14 protein-coding genes are annotated in these 20,241 nt (G+C 46.4%); 2 read left to right on the forward strand and 12 right to left on the reverse strand.

Going from position 1 to position 20,241, the window contains the following annotated elements; genetic code table 11:
* Positions 1-53 precede the first annotated feature (53 nt).
* From ACR5KR_RS04470 to ACR5KR_RS04500, 7 genes are all read right to left on the reverse strand, one after another.
* A complete protein-coding gene (locus tag ACR5KR_RS04470) occupies positions 54-749 on the reverse strand; it encodes a GIY-YIG nuclease family protein (protein ID WP_448265617.1) in 696 nt (231 codons plus the stop codon).
* 301 nt (positions 750-1,050) lie between these two features.
* Positions 1,051-2,184, reverse strand: a complete 1,134-nt coding sequence (locus ACR5KR_RS04475) for an ISAs1 family transposase (protein ID WP_448265618.1) — start codon at positions 2,182-2,184, stop codon at positions 1,051-1,053.
* A gap of 341 nt (positions 2,185-2,525) precedes the next feature.
* Complete coding sequence (locus ACR5KR_RS04480) at positions 2,526-2,660, reverse strand: hypothetical protein (RefSeq protein ID WP_448265619.1); 135 nt, start codon at positions 2,658-2,660, stop codon at positions 2,526-2,528.
* A gap of 259 nt (positions 2,661-2,919) precedes the next feature.
* Positions 2,920-4,008, reverse strand: coding sequence for a glycosyltransferase family 4 protein (locus tag ACR5KR_RS04485; RefSeq protein WP_448265620.1), 1,089 nt, complete (start codon positions 4,006-4,008; stop codon positions 2,920-2,922).
* Between the two features lie 230 nt (positions 4,009-4,238).
* A complete protein-coding gene (locus ACR5KR_RS04490; protein ID WP_448265621.1) occupies positions 4,239-4,622 on the reverse strand; it encodes a response regulator in 384 nt (127 codons plus the stop codon).
* A gap of 49 nt (positions 4,623-4,671) precedes the next feature.
* Positions 4,672-9,705 carry a PAS domain S-box protein gene (locus tag ACR5KR_RS04495; RefSeq protein ID WP_448265622.1) on the reverse strand — a complete coding sequence of 1,678 codons (5,034 nt, stop codon included), beginning with the start codon at positions 9,703-9,705 and terminating at the stop codon, positions 4,672-4,674.
* A gap of 51 nt (positions 9,706-9,756) precedes the next feature.
* The gene (locus ACR5KR_RS04500) at positions 9,757-11,853 is read right to left on the reverse strand and encodes a response regulator (protein ID WP_448265623.1); all 2,097 of its coding nucleotides are present in this window, start codon (positions 11,851-11,853) and stop codon (positions 9,757-9,759) included.
* 549 nt (positions 11,854-12,402) lie between these two features.
* Here ACR5KR_RS04500 and ACR5KR_RS04505 point away from each other — a divergent pair.
* Positions 12,403-12,957 carry an AI-2E family transporter gene (locus tag ACR5KR_RS04505; protein WP_448265624.1) on the forward strand — a complete coding sequence of 185 codons (555 nt, stop codon included), beginning with the start codon at positions 12,403-12,405 and terminating at the stop codon, positions 12,955-12,957.
* Between the two features lie 34 nt (positions 12,958-12,991).
* Here ACR5KR_RS04505 and ACR5KR_RS04510 read toward each other — a convergent pair whose 3' ends face one another.
* From ACR5KR_RS04510 to ACR5KR_RS04520, 3 genes are all read right to left on the reverse strand, one after another.
* Positions 12,992-13,552 carry an HdeD family acid-resistance protein gene (locus tag ACR5KR_RS04510; RefSeq protein WP_448265625.1) on the reverse strand — a complete coding sequence of 187 codons (561 nt, stop codon included), beginning with the start codon at positions 13,550-13,552 and terminating at the stop codon, positions 12,992-12,994.
* A 105-nt stretch (positions 13,553-13,657) separates the two neighbouring features.
* Complete coding sequence (gene clpB, locus ACR5KR_RS04515; RefSeq protein ID WP_448265626.1) at positions 13,658-16,279, reverse strand: ATP-dependent chaperone ClpB; 2,622 nt, start codon at positions 16,277-16,279, stop codon at positions 13,658-13,660.
* 45 nt (positions 16,280-16,324) lie between these two features.
* A complete protein-coding gene (locus ACR5KR_RS04520; protein WP_448265627.1) occupies positions 16,325-16,642 on the reverse strand; it encodes a chaperone modulator CbpM in 318 nt (105 codons plus the stop codon).
* A gap of 110 nt (positions 16,643-16,752) precedes the next feature.
* Here ACR5KR_RS04520 and ACR5KR_RS04525 point away from each other — a divergent pair, with 110 nt between their 5' ends.
* Complete coding sequence (locus ACR5KR_RS04525; RefSeq protein WP_448265628.1) at positions 16,753-17,904, forward strand: RNA-guided endonuclease InsQ/TnpB family protein; 1,152 nt, start codon at positions 16,753-16,755, stop codon at positions 17,902-17,904.
* 34 nt (positions 17,905-17,938) lie between these two features.
* Here ACR5KR_RS04525 and ACR5KR_RS04530 read toward each other — a convergent pair whose 3' ends face one another.
* Entirely contained in the window at positions 17,939-18,946 is a 1,008-nt protein-coding gene (locus ACR5KR_RS04530) for a DnaJ C-terminal domain-containing protein (protein ID WP_448265629.1), read from the reverse strand.
* Between the two features lie 274 nt (positions 18,947-19,220).
* Complete coding sequence (locus tag ACR5KR_RS04535) at positions 19,221-20,177, reverse strand: YfdX family protein (protein WP_448265630.1); 957 nt, start codon at positions 20,175-20,177, stop codon at positions 19,221-19,223.
* Between the last annotated feature and the right edge of the window lie 64 nt (positions 20,178-20,241).

A 20,241-nucleotide genomic window follows, 5' to 3' on the forward strand; every position in this document is an offset into this window, starting at 1 on the left:
CAATGCTTTGAGGCATTTAACCTTTATTCTGCATTCCGCGATCGCGTGAAATACTACACAGCAACTTGCTCCCAGTTAGTATTCTCCTCAAGAATATCTATTTCCACTTGAGAAAGTATTTTGGGTAGCATTTGTTGTAAATCATGTAGCACCATTTTGAATTCCTCAGTATTAAATTTATAGTACTCAGTTAAACTGCCGATGGGATAATTAAAGCCCTGATAGCGGTGTTTGAAATACAGTTCAACATTACCTCTATGCTCCCAAGTTCCTAATACTTTAATAGCAGCACTCGAATAATGAGCAAGTAAATCAATTTTTACTTCTGCTACTCGCTTGAGAACGGGTCTTTGGGTTACTCCTATTTTGTAGATAATTTCAATATTCGTTTCAATCTCTAAAAAATATAGTGTACAGGATAGAATACGTTGAAGTTGAGCGCGGTAGAGTTTTAAATCAGTGAGCCGATATGCTAAATCTGGAGCGTTTTTGTACTCGGCGTGTTTCAAAGCTAGCTCCAGTTTCAGCAGCTTTTTAAGTAATAGCGGCTCCTGTGCATCGTTGAATAGCATTAACTCTAGCGCTCCAACAGGAATTTTACCCAAATCACTAAATTCATATTCAGGTGGTTTAATGTAGACATTTTTTCTCAACATTCCTGCTTTGAGTAAACCAGGAGTAACTAAGTAGGAACTAATCGGGTAATTTTTGGCTCCGTACTCCTGCCAAAGCAGCTTTAACTGTGCCAAATCCTTGCCAGATAGCTGAATGTTAAAATTATCATAAAGTGGCAGAGTGGCAGGGCGAACGCATCTTATTTACTAATAAAAACGAAGAAAGATTGCAAAATAATATAGATAATTGCAAAAATTGATGGAACGATAAGTAAACTAAATCAAATATATTCTCAAAATATGAATTAGGTTATCTTCATCTAAATGACTATTCATGAATAATAAAATAATTAAATTATGGTGTACATAAGAATGTATTTATCTAGAAAATAAATCTTTTATCTGAAATATTCAACTCAAATTTTAATATACTATTTTAAGCTAATGCTAAAATTCTTAGTAAATAGTTGTTATCCATGACCGCGAGGAACTGTTTATTTTTAATTCCACGTTTAACACGCTTCTCTTGAGTTAAAAGATTGACTGCAATATGTCTGAGAATTGCAAAATTCTGTGGAGCATTATCTTTTCTAATCCGACAGTCATCTTCTCTTAAGGCAACATCCAATAGCCAATGTAATGAATTCTCAACTCTCCAATGACTACGAATAGAATTACCAAACTGTTCAGCATTATCTTCAAGGCTGCTAATGAAATAACGAGTTTCAACTGTTGTTTTACCATCTAATAAGCGGACAGATTCTACCATGCCAACACTATTAAAGTTTGACCAAACTGAATCTGGGTTAAGCAGAGGCCCAATTCCAGATAACATGACGTAATTGCGGATTTCATGACGACCATGCCCTGTCTCTTCTGTCTTATATGTGCTATATTTAATCCCTTCAAAACCCGTACTTATCCCTGTTTTAAATAGTTCTTCAACTGACTCATAAAGATTACCTTGATTCTTTTTTAAGGTAATTACATAATCTGCTGATTGCTCTGTAATCAACTTCACAATTTCTTTCTGGCAACCGATTGCATCAATTGTTACGATACATCCTGATAGTTCTAATACCTTTAATAATTCGGGAATTGCCGCGATCTCATTCGATTCAGAATCTACCTTTACTTGTCCTAAAACTAATTTATTTGAAGTTGCCCATGCACTCACCATCTGTATAGCACTTTTATTGCTACTCTTATCATAAGAACCACATAAAGTTTTTCCATCAATTGCAACTACCTCTCCAACAGTTATTTTTTGTATCGATTTCATCCAATTTAAAAAACATTCTTGGAATTGCTGCGGATCAAGCAGAGCAAATACTCTTGCAAAAGTATCGTGTGAAGGAATGCCATTTGGTAGCTCTAAAAACGTTTTCAACCATTCAGACTTTGCACAGCCATACAGTTCAATTGCTACCCAGCTATCTGCTCCACAGATTACTGCACAAATGGCAATAGTCAAAATATCAATTAAATTGTGTCGCTTTGTGCGATCTATTCGTGGATCTGACATCACAGCAAAGTGGTCAGCAATTGTAATTTTAGGCTTGAGTCTCATGCCTTTCTGGGGCAATATTGCTACTTTTACAATGACTTTACCATCAAAACCTGATTGCTTAACCCCTTGTCAGACGCGATCGCTCTTTTTAGTATATATGTACTATATTTAGATGCGTTTGCCCTGGGTGGCAATAGATTTGTATCTACCAAAAAACCGGAAATTATCTCTGGTTTACAAAGATTTATCTGATTTAATATAAGCTGATTTGTAATTTCAAGAATTCGGTAATTTTTTTTGTTTATATATTAGCAACTTTTACAATTATCTAGATAATTTTGAGATGCTTTTGGTTTTGGTTAAGAAATAAGGTGCGTTTTCCCTGCAATCGTCGGCGGTATTTAATCTTCAACTCCTGCAAAATTTCTCTGATAGTGGGTGGACTCTGGCAATAAGTCTTGAAAGGGCAGTCCCAGGCTGTTGGTAAATTTCTGCTTGAGAATCTGCACCCGATTAAGGATATTGAGGATAGACATTATCCCTCTTGTGTCACTTTAGTAGAAGCCAATCGCTGTAAGCCTTCTGGAGCTTTAATTTCTGGGTTTTGGCTATAAATTCTAGTTTCTGTTAGTAAATAAAAGCTCAAAGCTTGATTCAATCAAAGGTTGAGAATTTCGCTTCGATTATTGTTTTCCAGAAGTGACATAACAGGGTTATGAACCTCTGAGGGATCAAAACCTATTTTACCTCCCTTAGAGGCTTTTTTCTTCTAGCGGATGAAAGTAGTGGTCGCGCTTAACTTAGTGCCATTCGTACAACAGAGCTGAATTGGAGCCAACCGTTGCGGCTGAATTGGTCTGCCAACACGTTCTGATAGACTGCTTCATAGCCATCCACCATAGAATTTAAGCTGAAGCACTGTTCTACATGTTGGCGACATGCATGGCGATCGATTTCGGCAACCTTCGCCAACGCTTCGATGCACTCCTCAACGGTATGACAAAGGAAACCAGTCTTGCCATGAGTAATGATTTCTGGTGCAGAACCCATCGCGATCGCAATCACGGGCGTTCCACTGACCATTGATTCGGTCATCACCAGTCCAAAGGGTTCTTGCCAAGCGATGGGAAAGAGAGTTGCGACGGCACCCCCCATCAAGGCATTCTTTTGAACATGGTTTGCTTCCCCCAAAAATTCAATTTGCTTACCGTCAATATGAGGTTTAATATCCTGCTCGTAATAATCCGTATCGACGCGATCGATCTTACCTGCGATCTTTAAGTGCCAACCTGTTCGTTTAGCAATCTCAATTGCCAAATGGGTTCCTTTCTCAGGTGAGATTCGTCCCAGGAAAGCCAGGTATGGTGGATCGTCGGGTTTTGGATGAAAGATGAAGGTGGTTGGGTCAACTCCGTTGTAAACCGTAGCGACATAATTTAGTTCCAGATCCATGCGGCGTTGAGAGTTAGAGATACTGATGAAATTTTGGTGTTTATGGTTCACATACATTTGCTCTATCAGTGGGGCAAAAATCCCATGAAGGGTGTGAACTGTCGGGGTTTTTACCAGATTGGCATAGGGCAGGGCTTGAAAATCGATGTGAGAATGGATGATGTCAAATTCGTTTGCCCGATCGTAGACTTTGCTGAGTTGCATCATGTTGTAGATCTGCGCCTCGTGAGGCGATATTCCTAACTGCCGGAAAGATTTTGAAATGCTGGGTTCCAGTTCGGCAAGAGTCATTGAATCTGCTGTGGCGAACAGTGTAACGTCATGTCCTCGCTGGACTAACTCATTCGTCAACAGTCCAACAACAAGTTCAGTGCCACCATAGGTTAAGGGAGGAACGCGCTCTCCTAAAGGAGCAACTTGAGCAATTCGCATTCGTGATTCTCCTAAAAACTGAGTCTGAAATGTTTATTAAAGCCACCCAAGCAGGATCTGCTTTAGGAACTCTAATTGCCACGCTAACGCTGAAAGATAAGCATTTGATGAGGAAATTCTGAGGCGGTTTATAAGGAAATTCTGAATAGAAAATTTTTACTTTGATACAAGAAAGCCTTCGTGTAATCCCTCTTCCGTCAATTAGTAAGATTCACCTTCAAATCGGGGAATTACCACCCCAACTGCTTAATGATTTCATCGGCAAGATGCAAAACATTGAACGGCTTGAAGATGACTCCAGCAAGGTCGAAAGGGGACAATTCTAGCCGATCGTCTGACGGGTCGGTTGCAGTGAACAAAATCACTGGGATCGACTGCGTGATTGGGTTGGTCTTTAAAGTTTGCAGCAGAGCCAGACCCTCCCCATCCAAATTGAGATCCAGCAAAATCACATCAGGATGCTGCCCTTTTGCTTGCTCTAGTCCCGCTTGTACAGACTCAGATGTTATGACCGTCCAACCCTTTAGTCGTTCTAGCGTAACTTTAACAATGCGGCTTAGTTCAGGTTCGTCGTCAACGACAAGAATGCATCGATCGCCATAAGAATAGGACATTACATTTAGGGTTACTCCATCTAGTTGGAACAAGTTTGATCGTGGAAATTTAGTCTGGTATTGGCAGCGTGAAGTAAAATTTGCTGCCCCTCCCTAATTCACTCTCTGCCCAGATGTGTCCGCCATGCCGTTGTACAATCAGACGACAGATTGACAGCCCTAATCCTGTCCCCCCCTTTTGGCGAGAATCAGACATATTAACCTGTTGAAACTGCCCAAAGATGGTTTCTAGCTTCTCACTTGGAATGCCCCGTCCCTGGTCGGTCACTCGAAATAAAACCTGCTGAGGTTGTGGTTCTACATTAACGGAGACGGTGGTTCCGGCAGGAGAAAATTTGACGGCATTGTTAATTAAATTCACCAGCACTTGCACTAGCCAATCCGGGTCTGCCCAAACCTGAATGTTTCCAGTGGACGATCGCAAATCAACCTGGTTCGCTTCTGCCAAGTTTTGCACGCTGGAGAATGCCTGTTGCACAAGCGTCGCCGCCTCACACCATTGCTTTTTCAGTTCCACCTGTCCTGACTCCAATCGGTTCAGTGCCAGAACATCATTAACCAGTCGCACCAATCGCTCGATGTTGTTGTTGGCAATGCCCAGCATCTCTTTCGCTGTTTCGGGATCGTCATCCAAAACTCCGGTTGCCACAAGTCCCAGCGCCCCCCGGATTGAGGAAAGCGGTGTGCGAATTTCGTGGCTGATGATGGAAATGAATTCACGCTTCATCTGTTCTAACTCACGCTGTTGAGTGACATCCCGCACCGTCAGCAGCCCGCCGTTATGCGTCTCACTGCCGCCGTTGAGCGGCGAATAGCGGGCTTCAATCCACTGGTGCTGTCTGGTTTTGGGGTGGGTAAAGTGAAAGTCGAAGGTCGTGACGGTTTTTTCTATGCCGGGATGAAAGCCTTGCAATGTTTTAGCGTCCAGGAGAACGGAAAACACGTCTACTCCACGTCTGCCCATGACATCTTCCTGCCGCAGTCCGGTCATCTGTTCCATTGCAGGGTTCCAGAGGGTGCAACAGCCGTCAGCATCAAAGGCAACAATGCCGTCTAGGCTGCTGGTAATTAGCTGGAGCGATCGCTCCTGTTCTTGGCGCAGGGCATTTTGCAAACGCACCTGGGCAGAAATGTCACGCCCCTCAACGATCACCCAGAGGATTTGATGGGTCTCGATCGCATAGATGGGTTTTGCGGATACATCAAAGGTGTGGAGGTTGTTACTGGCATCGAAAAGGTTGACTTCTTGATGGAAAAGCTGTCCGGCGGCAGCCTGAGCAACTAACGTTTTGGCAATTTCCTGAAGTTCGGCGGTGGCATTCCAGGAAGGGAATTCCCAAAACGGTTTGCCAATGACAGCCTCACGCTCAACGTTCGCGAAGGTGAGTGGATTTTGATTGGTTTCCAGCAACATTCCATCGGGGGTGAGCAAGCCGAGAAACTGGTACATTTGGTCGAAAACAGCTCGGAATTTGGCTTCGCTTTCCTGGAGGGCAATTTCTGCTCGTTTGCGATCGCTGATATCCAGCACAATCGCAACTATGGATTGAATGTGTCCGAAGGCATCACGAACGGGTGACACACTGTTGTTGACCCAAACTTCAGAGCCATCACTGCGGATGTAACGCTTTTCGACGGCAAAGTCAGTTTTCTGGGTGACAAGACGCTGGTATAAATCAAGGTTGTGGGGTAAATCATCAGGGTGGGTAATATTCTGTATCCGCTTGTGTAATAGCTCTTCCCTGGAATACCCTGCGATCTCGCAATATTTCTGGTTGACCAGGATGAATTGACCCGACATATTGCATTGGGCAATGCCTGCGGTTGCCTGATTGACGATCGCCCGGAACCGCTCTTCGCTCTCGTGCAGTGTCTCCTCTGCTTGTTTGCGTTCGGTGACATCTAAGGCAAGTGACAGGATAGATATCAACTCACCTGCCTCATTCCTCAAGACAGAGTTATACCACTCGCAGTAAACGATTGAGCCATCTTTGGTATAGTTGCGGTTATACATCGTTTTGGATTGTGTATCCCCATTCACCAGGGGTGCAATGACCTCTCGGCGAGCGGTTGCTTCATCTTCAGCATGGACAAATCCTATATCGATCAGGCGTTTGCCAAGCACCTCCTGACTTTTCCACCCAAAAACGTTTTCCGCCTGCGGTGACCACTGCATCACACGCAATTCAGAATCAAACTCCATCACAGCGAGTGGAGAGTTCATGACGTGATACGTCAGGCGTTGGTGAGCGACACGCAGTGCCTCTTCAGACTGCTTGCGAGCCGTGATATCTCGATAGAAAATGCCAAGCCCCTCCTCAGAAGGGTAGGCGTGAATCTCCAGCCAGATATCAAAGCTGGGCGGCAAGTAGTAGTGATGCTCAAAGTGAACCGGAATCTGCTCCGCCATTGCCCGTCGGTACTGATGCTCTAGTTGGCTACCAACTGATGCGGGCCATTCCTCCCAATGTGTTTTTCCCAGCACTTCTGTAAGTGGTTTACCGTTGATTCGTTGCGCTGCCGCGTTTTGGTGGATAATCCGCCAGTCGCGATCGAGAGCAGTAAACGCATCCGTCATGCTTTCCAGCAACCGATTAATGCGGTTGTAGGCATCCTCAGCCTGCTGTTGAGCCGCCTCACCGATCAGCCGCAGTTCCCGCTCTTTCTGCGCCGCTTCTTGACGCATCCGAGCCATCTTGAGCGTTGCCTCAACTCGCGCCAACAGTTCCCGCGCCGAAAAGGGCTTGATCAGGTAATCATCCGCTCCGGCTGCCAGTCCTTCAATCCGCGCCTCTTCTCCAGCCCGGGCAGACAGCAGAATGATTGGAATCTGTTGAGTGTCTGGGTTCGCCCGGAGCGATTGCAACAATCCAAAGCCATCGAGGCGAGGCATCATCACATCGGTTAAAACCAAATCGGGCATCTGCTGCCGAATGGCGGCTAATGCGGTGACTCCATCTGACACGACTTCTACCTCATACTGTTGATTCAATAAACGCCTCATATAGTGGCGCATATCGGCATTATCGTCAGCGAGGAGGATGCGAGCAGGGAGGGCGGGTGAGTGGGTGGACGGGTAGATGGATGGACGGGTAGATGGGTGGTGTTCCGCTTCACTCATCCACTCATCGCCCCGTTCACTCCTTTCGTCTGGTAGCCAGCGCAACGCTTCCGCGATATAAGGGGTAGCTCTTGTCTCTATTGAGGGAAATGAACGCTCTGCATTAATGAGTTGGGCTTCGCCGTGTTGTAGTTGTAGACGATCGCCTAGCAAATGACTGTATCCACTCGGAATTGACACCGTGAAACAGGTTCCTTGACCCACCACGCTATTGACCCGAATGCTGCCACCATGCAGTTTCACCAACTCCTGCACTAAGGACAATCCAATTCCTGACCCTTCATAGCTCCGTCCTGCTGCCCCCTTTACCCGATGGAATCGCTGAAAGATATGAGGCAGTTCTTCGGCGGGAATGCCCGTACCCGTATCTCGCACTTCTAGAATGACATGACTCGACGTTTGAAGCGTTTTCCTCTCTTCCCATCGTAGACTGACGACAATTTCACCCTCAAAGGTGAACTTGAAGGCGTTGGAAAGCAAGTTGAGGACAATCTTTTCCCACATTTGGCGATCGACATACACAAGCTGAGGCAGGGGGGGGCAGTCTACCCGTAACCGTAAACCTGCACGCTCGATCGCAGAGCGGAATACCCCTGCCAAATCAGTTGTTAACATCACCAGGTCTGTTGGTTCGTATACTGCTTCAATCCGCCCTGCCTCAATCCGCGCGAAATCTAGCAGTGTATTGACCAGTTTCAGCAAGCGTTGAGCGTTACGATGGGCAACCTGGAGTTGGTATTTTAGAGTCGATGAGTAGACGGGTAGGTAGGGCGATGGAGTTTCATCTATCCTCCTACTCCTCTGCTCCTCTAAACTCGCCAGTGCATCTTCCAAAGGGCCGAGCATGAGTGTCAGGGGTGTGCGAAATTCATGACTGACATTACTGAAGAAAACGGTTTTAGCGCGGTCTAGCTCCGCCAATGCTTCTGCCCGTTTCCGTTCTGCTTCGTAAGCCTCCGCATTAGCAATACTGGCTGAGATTTGCCCTGCAACCAAATCGATGAATCCTCGATAGTTGCCGTCAAACAGCCTGAACGGATTTAAACCAACCACCAAAATGCCAGCTTTCCCGGTCTGACCTAATGCAGCAATGGGTATGGAAACTGCTTGATGCGGCATTTGCTGCCAGACACCCGTGGGTAAGTTGTCAAACGATGCTTCCAAGTCCGTAATCAAGCAGGCTTTTTGGGTTCTGACAACGTCTGCAAGCTGCCAAACCGAATCATTGTCAAACGCAACGGCTTGAGGAACGGCAGGGTGGTCTCGATCGATACTAGATGTCCCTGCCAGAACAATCTGTTGTTGCTCCGGCTCGATGAGATAAATCATCGCAAAGGGAAGATCGTAAGGATTGGTTTCCAGGCAGCTTGCACTGAGAGTGCAGACTTCATCGAAAGTACGGGCATCTGCCGTTCTGGCTGCCAGTTCCTGCAACAGTGCTAACTGACGCTCCCCGACAATGCGCTGGGTATCGTCCGTACAGGCGCAAAAAATACCGCCTGTGCCGCCATCATCAGGGATGGGGCTGTAGGAGAACGTCACATAGGTTTCCTCTAGATAGCCTTTCCGCAACATGATGAACAACAGCGCTTCGTCAAACGTTCCCTCATTTTTGCAGATCGCCGATTCTATCCGAGGTTCAAGTTGATCCCAAAGCTCAGGCCAGACGCGGGAAGCGGGAAGCCCCAGGGCTGCCGGATGTTTGTTTTGGAGGAAAGAACTGTAGGCGTCATTATAGAGGTTAATCAAGTCTTCGCCCCACCAGATAAACATAGGCTGGCGCGATGTCAGCACAATGCGAAGAGCAGTCTTTAAGCTTTGTGACCAATGCTCTGGTAAACCTAACGAGGTTTGCGACCAGTCGGCATTACCTTCGGTACACGCGAAGCGCGATCGCATCAGCGCACCCATTTCACCGCCGCCTGCAAACAGTTGGTCTAACACAGCCTGGTCATTAGTCATGGCATGGCTCCTCTTCTAAATACAGCCGTTCTCAGTTCACTTGTTTTCTCCTTAGGGTCTGCTCTTTACAACGGTGAATGAATCAGATAGTTGTCCCAGTCGTTTCAAAATTCTTTGAATCAAATCGGCTTCTACAATTGGCTTCAAGACATAATCATCTGCTCCTACGGCTAATGCCTGATGTAGGGTATTAGCATCGGAATGCGCGGAAAGGAACAACACAGGTAACTGGCTCCAGTGCGGATCGCTCTTGACCACCTGGCATAGTTCAATACCATTGAATCCTGGCATCGAGACATCCAGCAGCAGTAGATCCGGGCAGGTCACTTCCAGGAATTGCCAGAACAGAGTTGGGTCTGCTAAAGCCGTTACTTGAAACCCTCTCGGTTCCAGGTTGGCTTGCAGCCGTGTTAATAAGACTGAATCGTCATCCACAATCAGCAGTTTGGCAGCGATCGCCTCGATCGGGTTGAGAAGCTGAGTGACGACCTGGAACACTTCAGAGGGCATCGCGGGTTTTTGCAAAAAGGCATTCGCTCCCAGACGAGCCACTTCCACGCGTTTGCTCAAATCACCCTGCCCGCTCAGCACCACTACTGGAATCGTCGGGAACTGACGCTTAAGCTGTGCCAGTAGGGTTAACCCGCTTTCCGTGGTGTTAGAAAAGGTAAGATCCAGCACGATCGCATTCGGCGTACAGGATTGCAGCCGCTCACGGGCACTGATCAGGTCGCTAGCAGTTTCCAGATAAACAGCCCAGTTAGGAGCCTCTGCCTGCATTAGCTCAAGCATGTTTGGGTCGTCGTCGATTATAAAGACTATAGAAGACGCGGAGAGGGAGGGAGAGATGGATAAATTCTTTTCTCCCATGTCTGCTAGTTCCGGTGTCCCTGCGTCTTCGCTACTTGGCACAGCAAACACAGGCGATCGCTGGGTAATGCATCGGAGTTGCTGAAGCAGCGTTTCGAGTTGAGCCGCTGACTCAGATTGCAACACAGCTGTTGAGGAGTTTAAAACACGTTCGATCTGACGGGCAAGCTCTGCTGCGTGTGGAATGCCAAATGCTCCCAAAGAGCCGATGAGCCGATGAGCAATGGTTTGGGCGTGCTGCCGCTGGTTGGGGTCGAGAGAGTTTGTTGTGAGGTGGGCGATCGCCTGCTCCAGCATTGCGAGTTGTTCCTGCAATCGCTCCTGAAACTCTTGCCACATCTGCTGAATTGTTGCTATTGCTGCGGTATAGTCAGCATCCATACCGCTAGTAGTCTGCCAACCTAAAAATACTGGGTGAGGGCTGGGGAAAGGGGAAGGGGTAAAGGGTAAGGGATTTAAAACCTTTCCCCTTTCCCCTTTCCCCTTTACCCCGCCAAGTTCACTTGGCGAACCACTAGTACTATCACACTGGGAATGGTCAGACTGGGAATGAAGAGTGCCATTCCCTTTTTTTCTCATCTCTTCATCGTCCTGCCGCTCCTCAGGCAATGATCTCAATCGATATCCCAAACCATATAAGGTTTCGATCGGATTAGACGTTAGCCCTGCCATTTGGAGCTTTCGCCGCAATCCACGAATCTGGGTAGTGACTGCCTCTTCGCCCGGACATTCATCAAGCGACCAAATGCGATCGAGCAGCGTTTGTCGATCAAAAATTCGACGTGGGCGTCGTAAAAATAACTCCAACAGTTTGTATTCCTTAGGCGTGAGGTGTAGAGGTTTACTCTGGTAAGTTACCTGACAATGATTTGGGTCAAGCTGCAACTCGCCCCAGCAGAGTACCTCCGTTAACTCAGTGTCGCCTCGTCGTAACAACGCGCGAATTCGGGCAAGTAGTTCCGATCGCTCGTAGGGTTTGGTGACATAATCATCGGCTCCTGCCTCAAAGCCTGCCACACGGTCTGCCGGATCGTTCTTCGCGGTCAGTAGCAAAATGGGGACACGCTGATTCTGCGTTCTCAGTTGCCGACAGAGGCTAATGCCATCCAATCCTGGCAGCATTACATCCAGCACAATCAGGTCATACTGGCTCGTCTCAACTAATGCCACTGCTGATTTGGCATTATGAGCTGCATCGAGCGTAAACAGTTGGGCTGACAAAAAGTTGACTAGGGCGGCTACCGTATCTCGATCATCTTCAATAATCAGAAGTCTCATACATAGAACCTTGCAGATTGTGTCTTGCAAATCCCTAATATGAAGGAATACGCCAGGTTAGAGATTTCAGAGGTAACTGAGGTACCTTTCGTTTTATCAGGTTGCTATCAATTCCTCATCCTTCTAAAGCATTAGAAATCGTATTCACGTGGTCCTTTGGTGTGACTTTAGCCGTAATTTGTCCGATTTTGACAACTTACGCCTTGTAATCAAGTCTGACAACTTATAAGTTCTTGTCAATGGCTCAGTTGGTAGGTTAAGCAATATTTCGCCAGCAGTATCCATTGATACTCACGCTCCAGCTATGAATAATTTCATTGGCAAATGACTATGATTTCCTCAGAAAGCCCTTAGGTTCTCTTTCTAAGGTGTAGAAGTATCCATATTCAAGCAGTGTGGAATTGTTTCAGCAACTCATCCAGCTACTTGGTGGATGCTAAGTAACAAGATCCTTCTTTTTTATATGTAACAAATAACTGTTGCATCTAACACATGAGGGATTAACGTATAAATAAAATTCCAGGCTAAAGGGAGTAGATGGGTGAATGAATGATCGCAGCAAAACTAATTTCCAAACCTGTGTTTAACACCCTACAAAAACACATCAGCCCAAGATGGTTGATGGTTATGATATTTCCAATCCTCATTCTAAATGCTTGGCTAGCAATCAAAACGCTCCAGTACTTTCAACCTCTGGTGGCGATCGTGATTCTGGCAGCACTTCTAGCATTCATCCTGAACTATCCCGTTCAATTTCTTCAGCAGCATGGTAACAGACACAGTGTTGCAGTGGTTGTTGTCTTTCTCCTTACCTTATTGATCCTGATGGGGTTGGGGATTACATTAATACCTCGTTTGATTGAAGAACTCAGCCAGATCGTGGTAACAATTCCAGATTGGATTGAAGCCAGCAACCAACGGCTTGAGAATTTGCAAGTTTGGGCAGAACAGCGACATTTACCCGTGAGCTTGAGCCGGCTTGATACTCCGATTACCAAATTATCCTCGAATGGCTTACAATCTATCGCCAATCCCCTTTTATCCTTAACCATGAGTACGGTTGGGAGCGCCACCTTGCGTGCTACGTTTGAGTTGGAGATTTAGACCCCAACTCAAACTTTGATAACTGACAACTGCTTTAAACTCTTGCCCTATGGTCAGTACGGCTACGAGAAGCTAATGGAAGCATAATCATCCAAACACCCGTAAACAAAAAATTAATCCCTACAAATACTCCCAATACCCAAACTGCGCTGACAGGCCATTGATACAGAATCAAAATCCCTAGAATAATAGCCATGATACCGCTAAATAGTACCCAACCCCAGTTTGGATCTCGACGCATTTGAAATGCAGCGATCGCCTCCAATATACCCTCAATCAAAATCACAATTCCAAAAGCTAAGGTTAGGGAGAGTGCAGCACCAAAGATGTTGCTTAGCAACAAAATTCCACCAATTACGTATAGAATACCAACTACTAGTGTTGTCCAGAAGCCTCGTTTGTGACGTGATTGAAATGCATGAACAATTCGGACGATGCCAGCAATAATTAAAGTCCAAGAAAATACGATTGTGATGGCAATAGTGGCAATAAATGGTTCTGCGATCGCTGCAATTCCCAGCAGAACCATCAAAACACCTAAGACAATTGCCAATGCTGAATTTGTTCTGGTTTCTCTAAAATCTTCAGAAGTCATAGCTTTTCCAAAAATGTTTTGATATGTTGTTAAATCTTGAAAGAGAGACGCGATTAACCCAAGTCTTTCCAAGAGTTGTCTCTCCCTTGTGTTCCTCTGCCCCCTCTAAGCATTGACCAGTTCAGGTGATAAGCGCTTCAACACCAGTCGTTCGTGTTCCACATGGACGTAGATTGTGTCGCCTTCGTGGAACTCGCCGCGTAGAATCGCTTTGGCAATCGGAGTTTCTAGTTCTCGCTGAATCGCCCGCTTCAGGGGACGAGCACCGTAAACTGGGTCATAACCGACCTGAACAATCCAATCGAAAGCCTGGTCGGAGATTTTGAGCGAGAGTTTACGCTCGCGCAGTCGCTCCTCTAAACGCTGCACTTGTAGTTTGACAATTTCGCGCAACTCGTCCTTCCGCAAGCTGTGGAAAATAATGATTTCATCAATGCGGTTGAGGAATTCGGGGCGGAAACTTTCTCGCACTGCTTCCATGACGCGATCGCGCATTTGTTCGTACTTGCTATCGTCTCCTGCCACATCCAAAATGTATATTGAACCAATATTGCTGGTCATAATCGCGATCGTATTTCTAAAATCTACTGTGCGTCCCTGAGAATCAGTTAGGCGACCATCATCCAGGATTTGCAGCAGGACGTTGAATACATCAGGATGAGCTTTCTCAATTTCGTCAAACAGAATTACAGAATAAGGTCGGCGGCGAATCGCTTCGGTGAGTTGTCCGCCTTCTTCATAGCCCACGTAACCTGGAGGCGCACCAATGAGACGGGCAACAGCGTGTTTCTCCATGTATTCGGACATATCGATCCGCACCAGTGCATCTTCGGTATCAAACAGATATACCGCTAAAGCTTTTGCCAGTTCTGTTTTTCCCACCCCGGTCGGGCCTAAGAAAATAAAGCTAGCAATGGGACGATTTGGGTCTGCCAACCCAGCACGGGAACGTTGAATTGCATCAGCAACAGCTCTTACAGCTTCTTCCTGACCAATCACACGTTTATGTAGCTCTTCTTCCAGATGCAAGAGTTTTTGCATTTCCGATTCAACCAGTCTGCTCAACGGAATACCCGTCCACTTGGAGATAATTTCGGCAATGTCAGCTTCGGTGACTTCTTCGCGCAACAGAGATTTACCGCTAGTCTGGATTTGAGCTAGTCGCGCTTCGGCTTCTTCTAGTTGTCGTTGCAGCTCAGTGAGTTTGCTGTATTTCAGTTCTGCTGCCCGGTTGAGGTCGTAATCGCGTTCGGCTTGCTGAATTTCTACATTGACACGCTCAATCTCTTGTCTAATTTGGCGAATGCGATCGATAATTTGCTTCTCTGCCTGCCATTGAGCATTGAGAGCAACTTGCCGTTCTTTTAACTCTGCAAGTTCTCTCTCTAGCCGTTCTAAACGCTCTCTGGAAGCACTGTCTGTTTCTTTTTGCAGTGACAGCCGCTCCATTTCCAGTTGCAGAATTTTGCGATCAATTTCGTCTAATTCTTCTGGTTTGGAAGTAATTTCCATTTTTAGTTTAGCCGCAGCTTCATCCACCAAATCAATAGCTTTGTCGGGTAGGAAGCGATCGCTAATATATCTCGCAGACAGAGTAGCTGCCGCAACTAACGCACTATCAGAAATCTTCACGCCGTGGTGTAACTCGTAGCGCTCTTTCAAACCGCGCAGAATTGAGATGGTATCTTCCACACTGGGCTGATCGACATACACCTGCTGAAAACGACGTTCCAAAGCCGCATCTTTTTCAATGTACTTGCGGTATTCATCTAGCGTGGTGGCACCAATACAGCGCAATTCGCCGCGAGCGAGCATCGGCTTGAGCAAGTTGCTAGCATCCATCGATCCTTGCGTTGCACCCGCACCAACTACAGTGTGAATTTCGTCAATGAACAAGACGATTTGTCCCTGTGCTTCTTGGATTTCTTTTAAGACAGCTTTCAGGCGTTCTTCAAATTCTCCCCGGTATTTGGCTCCGGCAATTAACGCACCCATGTCTAAAGCTATTAGTTTGCGATCGCGCAATGATTCCGGGACATCACCACTGACAATGCGCTGCGCTAATCCTTCTACAATTGCCGTTTTACCGACACCGGGTTCACCAATCAGCACGGGGTTATTTTTAGTCCGACGAGAAAGGATTTGAATCGTGCGACGAATTTCTTCATCTCGTCCAATCACTGGGTCGAGTATGCCCTCATGTGCCAATTGGGTTAAATCGCGTCCGTATTTTTCTAGCGCTTCATATTTAACTTCCGGGTTTTGATCTGTCACTTTTTGACTCCCTCGAATCTGTTGAATGATGTTGCGGAGTTTTTTTTCATCCAGTCCAAATTCTTGAAACAACCCTTTACCAAAGCGATCGTCTTTGGCAAAGGCAAGTATTAAATGTTCAATAGAAATATATTCATCACCAAACTCTTTGCGGTATTGTTCGGCGCGATCGAGCAGCGTCTCTAAACTGTGTCCGATGTATACCGAACCACTGCTAGCCCCCGATACTTTGGGGTGACGGTTGATGAAGTCGATAGTGCGCTCGTGTAGTTTTTGAACATTTACCCCGGCTTTGTTGAAAATAGAACTGGCGAGTCCTTCCTGTTCCAGTAGCGCTAGCATCAAATGTTCGCTCTCAATCTGCTGATGCTGAAACTGCTTGGCAATTTCGGGAGTACGAACAAGGGCTTCCCAGGCTTTTTCGGTAAATTGCTCAGGATTGGTTGGTTGCATAATCGTGCCCCTTAGCTGAGAAATAAATTATTTTGTTTAACGCTCTTAATTACGAATTTGTAATTCAGCACGGTAGGCACGCAGTTGCGCCTTGAGTTGGTCAATTTCAGTTACCATATCTAGCACCATTGCTGCTCCGACCCAATTTAAGTTCAGATCGCGGTGCAACCTTTGAATCTGCACAACGCGAAAGATATCCTGTCGGCGCAGCATGATTCCTACAGGTTCAATTAGTCCCAGGCGGGCAAATCGTTCTAGTAATAAAACCGAGGTTTGGGTGAGGTAGGCGACTTGTTCGAAACTATAGAGGCGATCGCCTGTTTGTGACCACACCACGCAAGACAAGCTCAGGTTAGAAATCATAAGTACCTCGCGGGACGTTGGAAACTCAGTGGCTTTAGCCCTGAGAGGAAAACGGACACGGCGACTTTAGTCGCTGTCAAATATCTCTGTGGATGAGTTATGATATATGTATGACTCAACCCATATCTATTAAATGTAAGCTTATAGTCCCCTCTAGTTTGGTCAGCGAAATTGACCGCACACTGGAGGGGTTTGCCGATGCTTGCAATCAGATATTGGAGGTAGCCAAGCGTGAGAATTGCTGGAATACTACCAAGCTTCACCACAAGGTCTACAAACCTGTGCGTGAATCGACCAAGTTGAAAGCTAACCATGTTTGTCAGGCTATTAGACGAGTTATCGGTAACGCTAAGGCTGTTAAACAAATCCACAAATTCAAGCCCACCTCTATCAGTTTGGATATTCGCACCTTTACTTATAAGGAAGAAACTCAATCTGTAGGGGTGACTTTGATGTCTGGACGAGTTGAATTTAAGTTGTCCATTGGTGGTTATCAAATTGCCTTGCTTAGAGGTCAAACTCCAACTAGTGCAACATTGAATAAAACCAAACGCGGCGATTACTTTATCAACTTTGTTGTAGACATCCCAACTCAACCCACAGGTAAAACTCCCAAAGTGATTGGGGTTGATTTGGGTAGGCGCGATATCGCTACTACTTCCAAAGGTAAATCGTGGAGTGGCAAACAGATTCAATCGGTTCGTGACCGTTACAGTAAGGTGAGGGCGAACGTTCAAAGCAAACGCACTAGGAACTCTAGAAGACTTCTTAGAAGGCTCTCCGGTAGAGAACGCCGCTTTCAAGAATGGTTGAATCACAATATCAGCAAGCAACTTGTTCAGGATGCTAAACAACTGAATGCGGCACTGGCTTTTGAGGATTTGACCAATATTCGAGAATCCCTGAATCATTTGCCAAGAAGTAAAACTGAACGCCGGAGAACTAATAATTGGGCGTTCTATCAGCTGCGTTTGTTTGTTGGGTACAAGGCGAATATTGCTGGTGTACCTGTTGTTTTTGTTCCACCCGCTTACACATCGCAAACTTGTTCCCGATGCAGACACATTCACCCGATTAAGGGCAAATCTTTTCGCAACGGCAAGAGTTTCAAGTGTGGGCATTGTGGTTTTGAACATGATGCTGATATAAATGCGGCTATTAATATTGCTGCTTTGGGGAAGTCTGTAAGCCTTCCTGAAAGTCCGGGGATGAGTTGTCAATTACAGGGGCAAGTGTCTCTGTTCCCGATGATTCAAATCTGAGGCTAAAGCCCCGCGTCTTTAGACCGGGGTATGCTTACAACCGCACCTCCACCAAGCCTTGACGGGGATTAAAACTGCTAACTTGTCGCAATTTTTCATAGCACTCTCTTTCTTGGGGACTCAAATCTTTGGGTGTCACAATTTTTAACCGCACAATCAAAGCGGTACGATTGCCTTTTGGATCGCGCCAGCCCTTGCCACGTAGTCGGAGTGCTTGGCCGGAATCCACACCAGCCGGAATCTTCATCGTTACCTTGCCATCGGGCGTAGGAACATCTATTTGTGCGCCAAGTACAGCTTCCTCTGGGCTGACAGGTACTTCGCAAGCAAGATTGTCGCCCTCAAATTTGAAGAAAGGATGGGGTAATAATTCAATTGTCAGATACAAATCGCCGCGTTGCTGACTAAAAGGACTCATCTGTCCTTTGCCTTTGACTCGAATGCGGCTTCCCGATTTTACTCCCGGCGGAATGCGAACAGTGATAGTTTCTCCATCAATTTGTAGCCGCTTCTGTGTACCGTGAAACGCTTCAGAAAAAGTGAGAGCGATCGCTGCTTCTGTATCCTGTGCGGGAACATCAGTGAAGCGGCCGAAAGGGTCTTCTCCATAGCCAAAGTCGGCGTATTCCCGGAATCCTTCTGGTCTTCTTGTAGTGCGATAATTAGCTGTGCGCTGCCTTGTACGACCGCCACTGCGACCTAACCCTCCCAGCAACTCATCAATGAAATCATTAAAGTTGCCATACTGGCTAAAGTCATAACCTTGTGTACCCGCCCCTCTAGGTGGAGGTGCACCTGTTGCTGCCTGTTGCCAGTACTGACCATACTGGTCATACTTCTGGCGTTTTTCCGGGTCGGACAGCACTTCATTAGCTTCGTTAATTTCTTTGAACCGCGCTTCGGCTTGCTTATCGTTAGGATTTAAGTCTGGGTGATGTTTCCGTGCCAATTTCCGGTAGGCTTTTTTGATATCCTCCGGAGTGGCGTTCTTACTGACACCCAGAATTTCGTAATAATCTTTGAAATCGGTTGCTGCAACCATCAGCACCTCTTGAGATTAACGCGATGGGACGGGTGGGCAGAGGGGCAGGGGGAGATAAAACTCCTCACTCTTATAGAGACGCGATGAATTGCGTCTCTACTTTTAATTCTTGGAAAGACTTGGGTTAATGAGTCAGCGCGTTGCGGAGAGAAGTCTGAGCGGAGGCTTCCTCCGATCAGAACTTCGGGGGGTTCCCACGACAGTCCGCTCAAGTCGGGAAACCCGCCCACGCGGCTGTCTCCCCGTTGTAGCGACTGGCGTCGCGTCTGGTGGCTTATGCCCTATTTGAGGAATCATCTGGTTTAACGACTTCGGATACGCGGTTGAAGAAACTAGAGAATTGTTCTTGAAGCTTGGCAAATGCGCCTGCTGTGTTCTCACGTGCCTTAACTTGCCGCTCTAGATTTTTAATTGCTTTGTCAAATGCTGCATACTCGCGATCGCCTCTGGCATATCCTAGTTCTTGAGCTAACTTGAGTTGGGCACGAGCATCTTCTAGCAACCTCTGTGCTGCGTCACGATCCTTCTGTGCTAAAGTAACCGCAGTCACTAGATCGGTATGGGCTTTGACTAGCGGCAGGGGTCGAGCTTGTTCTGTCACCACTAAAGTTGAGAGCGCAAGTTGCAGCAAGCCTTTGGCTTCATCAATTTTGCCTTCGTTCAACAACCGAGCTGCCTGCTTGGTAGCATCTGGATATCTCTCTAATGGCAGATTGACGATTGCTGTGCGAATCTCGCTTATCAGGTTGTTCAACAGTTCGCGAGCCGCCGGAAAATCTTCTGCAATTGCAACACCCTTCACTTGTTTGCTAATTCGGTCAACCAAATTAAAATCCTGAGGGGCAAAATCGATTATCTCTACCTGAGCCGCCACCGGAATTAGAGCTAGTTTAGGGTATTGTGCTACTAAAATGTCAATTTTTCCAGTTGCTCGTTCTAGGGCAGCAATTGCTTCAGTCGTCTTTCCCCGCCCAATGGCAGCGATCGCTTTTTTAGTTTCTTCGATTGCGGCGATCGCTTCTCGATCCAGTTTACTTTCAGCCTCAGCAGTTGCCTGTTGTCTCTCCTTTTCAATCTCCTGCTGAAGACTAGTATCAAGCTGATTCAATCTTTCAGGAGATACCGCAGCAGAGCTAACTGCATGAACGGGAGCGATGAATAAAAGCGAGGAAAAAAGAATACCCACGAACAGCACTTGCAGCCTTCTAAAGAATCTGTGATATTGGTTCACGATCGTTCTCCTGGTTTATAAACTTGTTTTGCACCTGGATTGAAGAAGGTAGGGGGCGGAGGAG

The organism is Nostoc sp. DSM 114159 (assembly GCF_053470285.1).

Bases quoted from the DNA above. Each gene is read 5' to 3' on its own strand.
- ACR5KR_RS04475 (WP_448265618.1), bottom strand. From the start codon at position 2,184: ATGAGACTCAAGCCTAAAATTACAATTGCTGACCACTTTGCTGTGATG.
- ACR5KR_RS04480 (WP_448265619.1), bottom strand. From the start codon at position 2,660: ATGTCTATCCTCAATATCCTTAATCGGGTGCAGATTCTCAAGCAGAAA.
- ACR5KR_RS04485 (WP_448265620.1), bottom strand. From the start codon at position 4,008: ATGCGAATTGCTCAAGTTGCTCCTTTAGGAGAGCGCGTTCCTCCCTTA.
- ACR5KR_RS04490 (WP_448265621.1), bottom strand. From the start codon at position 4,622: ATGTCCTATTCTTATGGCGATCGATGCATTCTTGTCGTTGACGACGAA.
- ACR5KR_RS04495 (WP_448265622.1), bottom strand. From the start codon at position 9,705: ATGACTAATGACCAGGCTGTGTTAGACCAACTGTTTGCAGGCGGCGGT.
- ACR5KR_RS04500 (WP_448265623.1), bottom strand. From the start codon at position 11,853: ATGAGACTTCTGATTATTGAAGATGATCGAGATACGGTAGCCGCCCTA.
- ACR5KR_RS04505 (WP_448265624.1), top strand. From the start codon at position 12,403: ATGATCGCAGCAAAACTAATTTCCAAACCTGTGTTTAACACCCTACAA.
- ACR5KR_RS04510 (WP_448265625.1), bottom strand. From the start codon at position 13,552: ATGACTTCTGAAGATTTTAGAGAAACCAGAACAAATTCAGCATTGGCA.
- clpB (WP_448265626.1), bottom strand. From the start codon at position 16,279: ATGCAACCAACCAATCCTGAGCAATTTACCGAAAAAGCCTGGGAAGCC.
- ACR5KR_RS04520 (WP_448265627.1), bottom strand. From the start codon at position 16,642: ATGATTTCTAACCTGAGCTTGTCTTGCGTGGTGTGGTCACAAACAGGC.
- ACR5KR_RS04525 (WP_448265628.1), top strand. From the start codon at position 16,753: ATGACTCAACCCATATCTATTAAATGTAAGCTTATAGTCCCCTCTAGT.
- ACR5KR_RS04530 (WP_448265629.1), bottom strand. From the start codon at position 18,946: ATGGTTGCAGCAACCGATTTCAAAGATTATTACGAAATTCTGGGTGTC.